This window comes from Terriglobia bacterium (assembly GCA_020072845.1).
Taxonomy (GTDB): domain Bacteria; phylum Acidobacteriota; class Terriglobia; order Terriglobales; family Acidobacteriaceae; genus JAIQGF01.
Map to the genome: position 1 here is coordinate 214,301 of JAIQGF010000002.1, position 7,337 is coordinate 221,637.

A 7,337-nucleotide genomic window follows, 5' to 3' on the forward strand; every position below is an offset into this window, starting at 1 on the left:
GCGTCTCCCACCCTGTCGCTCCCTTCGACTGCGCTCAGGGCAGGCTCACCCGCGAGCGACACGGGTGGGCCAACCCCGAAAATCGTTTTGTTTGAAAGCGTGGGCCAGCCCCCGATGTTGCGTCACGAACCGCCAAGTCCGCCGGCGACGCTTGTTGTACGGCGGCCTGCTTGTGCTTCCACCAGGAATAGCCATACGCCAGGTTCAACGGCAATGTCCACCAGATCTGAACTGATGAACGCGACAGCCGCTTTGCCATACTTCGAAGAGAGTAAAAACGGCCATTCGCGTATCGAAAACCGGCCAGGAGTTCTGCCCGGCTCATGCGCTTCGGTTGGTAGACCACCTCGCTGCGGCTGTTATAGCGGCGCCAGTCGCGCGTCAAGATGCGTCCTTCCGCCTCCAGCTTTCGAAACAGGGGCGTACCGGGAAATGGAGTGAGAATGTTGAAGGTCGCATTCTGGACGCCCGTTTCCTCCAGGAAATCCAGGGTGTCCTCAAAGATCTCGGGCGGGTCGTGGTCAAAGCCAAAAACCACCCCCGCTTGCACCGCGATTCCGTGGGCATGGATGCGGTCGATAATCCGAGCATAGTCTCCGACCCGGTTGAACCCCTTTTTCACTTCCGACATGCTTGCTTGGGAAATCGACTCCAGTCCCAGGAACAACTGCTTGCACCCGCTACGAGCTGCCGCTTCCAGGAAGGCATCATCCCGGCCCGCTTGAATACTGGCTTGGCTGCTCCACCACTTTCGATAGGGAGCGATGGCGCGAAATAGTTCCTTGGCGTACTCCATGTCCCCGGCGATGTTGTCGTCCCAAAAGATGATTACTTTCCCGTTGAACGAGGCATACTCCGCCGCGACTTCGGCTACGGGCCGCTTGCGAGTGCCCTGGCCATACATCACAGCAATGGTGCAGAAGTCGCAGCGGTGGGGACATCCGCGAGTGGCAAAGAGAACGCCGCCGGTATGGTCACGCCGGTGAAATAGCGACTTGCGGGCCATGGGAATACCGGCGAGAGACGGCGCGCCGGCCGGCTGATACACACGAAGGTGGGAGCCCGCTACAAAATCGCTCAAGAACCGTTCCCACAACCCCTCGGCTTCTCCGATAAATATGACATCCGCGTTGCGGCTGGCCTCTTCCGGCAGCAGCGTTACATGAGGGCCGCCCATGGCCACACAGATGCCTCGCGACCGGAAGCGCATGGCAAGGTCATAAACGTGATAAGCGCTCGGTGTGTGAAAGGTAATGGCGACGACATCGACTTCCAGACTGCAGTCGATGGGTTCAGCCTCTTCGTCGATGTGAATCACATCCCAACCTGGAGGGACCCTGGCGGCTAGATACGGCATGGTGATCTGCTGAAAGTTCAGGAAACGCGCCTTGCGCACCGCGCGAATCTCCGGTGCGGAAGCGGTGATCAGCAGAAGTCTTGGCATAGCAGCGTAAGTGAGTGCGACGCCGAAAATCGCGGCCACAGCCGGAAGGAATCGAGTATGGCAGGCACATTGCAACTGTAGCCGGGATGTGCGTTGCTTGGAGGTGACAATCTCGACCCTGCCCTCAGTGTGCTCCGCGCGCGGCGCGCGGCAGAATTCTGGCCCCGGGCGACTTCGGTGAGGTGGCCGGCGTGCCCTCAGCGCGCAGCGCGCAAGAGATTGAACAGCCGGGAACATCCTTGACAGTTTAGACCGGGGACATGCTTGACACTTTTGGCTCCGGTTCCTTGAGGGGATGGGGTGCAGGGGAAGGGGACGCATCACCGCTTACGTTTACGCCGCTGGGCGTAAAATTATTCGTGCCTACAGCTACCATTACCGCATCGAGATTTTGGGCACTAATTGCTCGAACTGCGGTTGGCAGTATTCCGGCTTCGATTTTCCCAACGCCGCAGGATATGCCGGGTACGTCATCCAGAACGGAGACAAACTGTACTTCCAGCAATGGCAGCAAAACGGGGCGCAGGGCGGAATGATGATCACCTTCTCTGACGCTTCCAATACCAATTGGTACACCTACGATCAGGACGGCCAGCAGATGAACAGCGACACCATCAGCAATACCAACCATCTGCGCCGGATTGACCTGAGCCAGTACGCCGGGAAAGCGATATCATCCATCAGCTTGCTGGCCGACGGCAACACCACGCCGGGGAGCAGCTGGCAGATTTTGTATAAGGACATCGCCCTGGTGAGCGCCGAGGGCACGGTGCGTCCGATTTACACGAATCAGAACACCGTCTCGCTGAACGTCTGGGGAACCTCCGGGTCGAGCCGGAGCTATCAGATCGATACCTGGGGAGGGGCAGGGCCCTATGTGGAGAACGCGCACTTTTACAGCGGCGATCACCTGGGTTCAGCGCGGCTGCTGACAGCGTGGGCTGGCGCCCCGGTTTGGTCAGGAACGTTTCTGCCCTATGGCGTTGAATGGAACCCGACGGCCACCACGAACAACTACAAATTCACCGGCCAGGAGCACGATGCCGAGACCGGCGACAGTCTGACGGCGTTGGATCACTTCTGGTTCCGGCAGTACCGGGGCGGTCTGAGCCGCTGGATGAGTCCGGACCCAGCGGGGCTGGCGGCGGTGGATTTGTCCAATCCGCAGTCCCTGAACCGGTATGCGTATGTGATGAACAACCCGACCGGCTCGGTCGATCCCTTAGGCCGCGATGGAGTCAAGATCCAAGAGGAAGCTCCCTCTTGCGCCGGTGCAGGTTGTGTAATCTTCGGCTATGACATTTTTGACGCAATACAGGGGAGGGTGCCTGGCTTGTCTTGGAGCTTCGATTCGGGCGGCGGGACGAGCATTTCGTTCATGCCACCATCGCCATTCCAGTGGAGGTATTCGGGGTCGCTCTATGGGAGGCAGTACGATCCACCACCGTTTGCCAGTTGGGATGAGTACGCCGATTGGAGAACGGGGATTGCTGCTCTACCCGAGAGTCAAGTGTTTGCAGCCTTTGAAGTTATCTGCCGCAATCAAGGGTGCGACCCCAATCATCCATTTGAAGTTGGGTGGATGAATTCAGCCCTTGTCTCTTCTGTGTGGTTACAGGATTCGAACGCCACTGTGAATCAGAGCAATCTCCAGGGTTTCTGGTCTGACCCTTTAACCTTCCTTCATAAAGACCCATTGACAGGAGACGGGAGACCGTCTTGGTACTCGGGATTCTTTCTTGATACGCCACACCTCGTCGGCGGTCAGAGCATGGATGCACATATCGATCCATTCGGACCTCTCAACCCCCTGCATTACTTGGTTCAGATGCCTGCCATGCTTTTCCCCTCCGGCCCTAGTCGTGGCGCAACGTGTTCTATCAACAGCGGCTGCACAATTCATTAGGTGGGAGGGATGCGTAGGTGGGAGAGATGCGAATGATCCCAATTGAACCATTTCAGGCGCGAGCTCGGTGGCTGAACTGCTTGGCTACAGCGGGGGCGAGTGCCAGCTTGTCGAGTTTAAATTTTCGGCGCGTCAGACGAGTTGTCCACGTCGTACTATTGTTGCTCGCTGTGACAGCTTTGGCAGCACCACCGCAGCCCCAGCCGGCAATTACAATCCTGTTCGTGGATTTCAAAACAGGCAAGCCGATAAAGGACTTGAGCGTGGTCGTGACCTTATGGAACGGGACCGACCTCGGCGTGGCGCATGCCGAGAAGACGGTCGTATCCGAAATGAACATGAAGACGGACAAGAGCGGAACAGTCACTGTCCGTCTTACTGTGCCACTGCCGGACCATCTGAACATTTTCGCAGGTGATCTAGCCGCTGCCGTTTCTCCACGCTTTTCTCCGCGTGAGGTGCTTGACGTCGGAGGCTTCTGGCAACCGGCTCCACAGTTGGACGGCAAAGCTGCGATGTCTCCTATGTCCGGATCACGCACACCGGGGCAAATCGTTATATTGAACAAAAAGCTCACAGCCTGGGACAAAACTCGCAAGGAATTTCCGTAGTAGACAATGGGCCGGCTCAACAATGCCGGAACAGGAAGACTCCCGCTCCACCTCGTCAATGCGGTTTTTGTACCGTAGGGGGCTGGCCCTCGATAAGAGCGAAGGCGTTGTCAAGTGACACGTAACCGGTTCGGTGTGCTAGGACCGAGAGATATTCCGTTTAGCCAATCACAGGTTCTAGCCAAGCCACTCAGGGCGACAAAGTTCGCGCGTCAGCTTTTCGCAGCTGCGTTGGCCGCCGCTCTATTATCAACGTGCTTTGGCCAGGCCAATAGTACGATTATCGTCCGGGTCCTAAATGCGAAGAATCGCAAGCCATTGAAAGGGACAATCGTCTATCTCCTCGACCCAAACAAGCTGACTAGGGCTGGAGAACGCTACCGGGGGCAGAACCCCGCGGTTGCATCTGGCGTGACGGATGCTCATGGCGTTGCAGTCCTCAATCTCTCGCAACCGGCTCCCGAAGGGATCGTACCCCACTATGGCGACATCCTGGATGTCGACCAGTGCATGCCGATCATGACGATTTCGATCGCTGAGATTTTGAAAACCGGGGTAGTGGGACCAAACAAGTGTGCGCGCGACCATTTTAGATATACCGGAGTGCCGAAGCCTGGGGAGTTGGTGTTGTTTGGGAAGCCTGTGTCTACATGGGAAAGATTGAAACGTTCGGAATAACGTGAAGTGCTCATCATCCGAGGCGGGTGGCCAGGAGGCTGTTGCGAAAAAAGCGAACTCGGCCCGGTCAAGGAGAATTGTTCGACGCGACGGTGGATCATTTCTGGCAGCGACGGTTCTACGATTTCAACCAATGGAGCGCGCGCAAGCAGAGCGAGAAGCTGCGCTACATGCACCGCAATCCGGTGAGGCGCGGGTTGGTGAGCGCGCCGGGCTATGGGCTTGGAGCAGCTTTCGGTGGTACGCTTGCGCGGAAGCCGGTGTGGTGAAGGTGAATGATTGGCCGACTACGGTGAAGCATGTGGGCGCAAGCAGCGCTTTTGCCCACCCTTCGAAAACCGCGAAGGGTGGGCCACCCACATTCGGGTAGGGATGGAAGGGTGGGCCACGCGCCAGGACCGAGCCGCGTAGCTCGGCCCTTTCTGTCGGCAAGAGCGCCCAACAAACCTCGCGCTTGCTACGGCCTTAAACTGCAATCACGGAGTGACCGTCAGCGTTGCACTCTGCATCCCGCCGTTGATGGATGCAGAGATGCTTGGCGTTCGGATCGCTGTGACCACCTTGCTGGTCACCGTAAAGGTGGCCGTGGTCGCGCCCGATGCCACGGTCACGCTGGCCGGAACTGTGGCCCAAGCCGTGTTAGAACTTAGCAGTGTCACTTTTCTTTGCGCGGTCGTGCCCGCCGCGGCGCCATTCAGAGTAATGGTGGCGATCGAATTCGCCGAGCCTCCCTTCACGCTGGACGGGTTCAGGGTTATTGCGGTTACCATTAGCGGATTCACCGTCAGCGTTGCGGTAGCCGATCCGTTCAAGGTCGCGGTAATCACGGAACTGGCCACGGTGGCCGCTACGAGAGACTTCACCGTGAACGTCGCCGTGGTTGCGCCCGACGCCACGGTCACGCTGGCCGGAACGGTGGCCGCAGCCGTGTTACTGCTGGTCAGCGTTACTGTCCTTTGCGACGTCGAGCCCGCCGCAGGAACCGTCAAGGTCACGGTTCCAATTGAATTGCTTCCCCCCACCACGCTGGCCGGGCTCAGGCTCAGAGACTGTACTGCAGCGGGCGGCGTAACCGTAAGCGCAACACTTAGGCTGCTTCCGTTAAGCGTTGCAGAGATATTCGCCACAGTAGGTACTAAGACCGCCAGACTGGTCACGGTAAAGGTTTTCGTGGTTGCCCCTGCCGTAAAGGTCACGCTGGCCGGAACGGTCGCCGCCGCGGTGTTATCGCTCGCTAGCGTTACGGTTCTTTGCGCAGTCGTTCCTGCCGAAGGAGCATTTAACGTTATCGTCCCGGTTGCACTGGTGGTTCCGCCAACAACACTCGTCCGGTTCAGGGTAAGGGCGGTAATCAAGAACGGATTCACAGCCAACGTCGCGGTAGCCGATCCGAACAATGTCGCGGTTATGACCGAGTTGGTTGCCGTGCTCACCACCTTGGACGTAACCGTGAACGTGGCCGTGGTCGCGCCCGCTGCCACGGATACGCTGGCCGGAACCGTAGCCGCAGCCGTGTTGCCGCTCGACAGTGTTACTGTCGTCGTGACCGCCGCAGGAGCATTCAACGTCACTGTTCCCGTCGAATTCGCCGATCCTCCCACTACGCTGGCCGGACTCAGCGTCAGAGACTGAACTGAAACAACAGTAGCAACCACCAGCGTGACGTTGGCGGTATGCGTCAAGCTCCCGCTGACGCCGGTGAATGTGAGTGTATAGGTACCGGTCGGGGTGCTGGCGCTGGTCGTCACCGACAGGGTTGACGTCGAGGTGGCCGGATTGGGCGAGAAGCTGCCGTTGGCGCCGGTCGGCAGGCCGCTCACGCTGAGGGTCACTTGCCCGGTGAAGCCATTCGTCGGAGTGACTGTGGCGGTATAGCTGGTCGGGCTGCCCGGTACAACCGTTTGGCTCGCGGGCGAACCGGTTAGCGTGAAGTCTGGCGCGGTGACGACAAGCGTCACGGTCGTGGTGTGCGTCAGGCTGCCACTGACGCCAGTGATGGTCAGCGTATATGAACCGGCCGGCGTGGTCGTCGCGTCCGTGGTTACCGAAAGGGTCGAGGTCGATGTCGCCGGGTTGGTGTTGAAGCTGCCGCCCGCGCCGGTCGGCAGGCCGCTCACGCTCAGCGTGACCTGGCCCGCGAAGCCGTTCGTCGGGTTGATCGTGACGCCGTAGCTAGTCGGGTTCCCTCGAGCCACGGTCTGGCTTGCGGGCGTGGGACTCAGCGTGAAGTCTGGCGCGGTGACGACAAGCGTCACGGTCGTGGTGTGCGTCAGGCTGCCACTGACGCCAGTGATGGTCAGCGTATATGAACCGGCCGGCGTGGTCGCCGCGTCCGTGGTTACCGAAAGGGTCGAGGTCGATGTCGCCGGGTTGGTGTTGAAGCTGCCGCCCGCGCCCGTCGGCAGGCCGCTCACGCTCAACGTGACCGCGCCGGTGAAGCCGTTCGTCGGGTTGATCGTCAAGGGGTAGCTCCCCGACGCGCCTTGCACTACCGTTTGGCTGGCCGGAATCGCGCTCAGCGAGAAGTCCGGGGGTGCTGTAACGTTTAACGTAAATGTAGTCGTGCGACTGACCGAACCAGCAGTCGCCGTCACCGTAATTGGTGCCGTACCTAAAGGAGCCGAAGTGCCGGCACTAATCGTCAAGGTCGTGCCGCACGTTGGCGAACAACCCGCCGGGTTGAAGGATGCCGTTACTC

7 protein-coding genes are annotated in these 7,337 nt (G+C 59.2%); 6 read left to right on the top strand and 1 reads right to left on the bottom strand.

The window, feature by feature from the left end; all coding sequences use genetic code 11:
- Window positions 1-34 precede the first annotated feature (34 nt).
- Window positions 35-1,444, bottom strand: coding sequence for a B12-binding domain-containing radical SAM protein (locus tag LAN70_02340; protein ID MBZ5509986.1), 1,410 nt, complete (start codon window positions 1,442-1,444; stop codon window positions 35-37).
- A gap of 295 nt (window positions 1,445-1,739) precedes the next feature.
- On the opposite strand from LAN70_02340, the gene LAN70_02345 reads away from it, so the two are divergent.
- From LAN70_02345 to LAN70_02370, 6 genes are all read left to right on the top strand, one after another.
- Window positions 1,740-3,350: an RHS repeat-associated core domain-containing protein gene (locus LAN70_02345; protein ID MBZ5509987.1), complete on the top strand. Its 1,611-nt coding sequence runs from the start codon at window positions 1,740-1,742 to the stop codon at window positions 3,348-3,350.
- A 32-nt stretch (window positions 3,351-3,382) separates the two neighbouring features.
- Window positions 3,383-3,961, top strand: coding sequence for a hypothetical protein (locus LAN70_02350; protein MBZ5509988.1), 579 nt, complete (start codon window positions 3,383-3,385; stop codon window positions 3,959-3,961).
- Between the two features lie 755 nt (window positions 3,962-4,716).
- On the top strand, window positions 4,717-4,908 hold the full coding sequence (locus LAN70_02355) for a hypothetical protein (GenBank protein MBZ5509989.1): 192 nt from the start codon (window positions 4,717-4,719) through the stop codon (window positions 4,906-4,908).
- A gap of 214 nt (window positions 4,909-5,122) precedes the next feature.
- Window positions 5,123-6,271, top strand: a complete 1,149-nt coding sequence (locus LAN70_02360; GenBank protein ID MBZ5509990.1) for a hypothetical protein — start codon at window positions 5,123-5,125, stop codon at window positions 6,269-6,271.
- Between the two features lie 363 nt (window positions 6,272-6,634).
- Complete coding sequence (locus tag LAN70_02365; protein MBZ5509991.1) at window positions 6,635-6,811, top strand: hypothetical protein; 177 nt, start codon at window positions 6,635-6,637, stop codon at window positions 6,809-6,811.
- Window positions 6,812-6,877: 66 nt separating this feature from the next.
- Window positions 6,878-7,108: a hypothetical protein gene (locus LAN70_02370; protein ID MBZ5509992.1), complete on the top strand. Its 231-nt coding sequence runs from the start codon at window positions 6,878-6,880 to the stop codon at window positions 7,106-7,108.
- Window positions 7,109-7,337 lie beyond the last annotated feature (229 nt).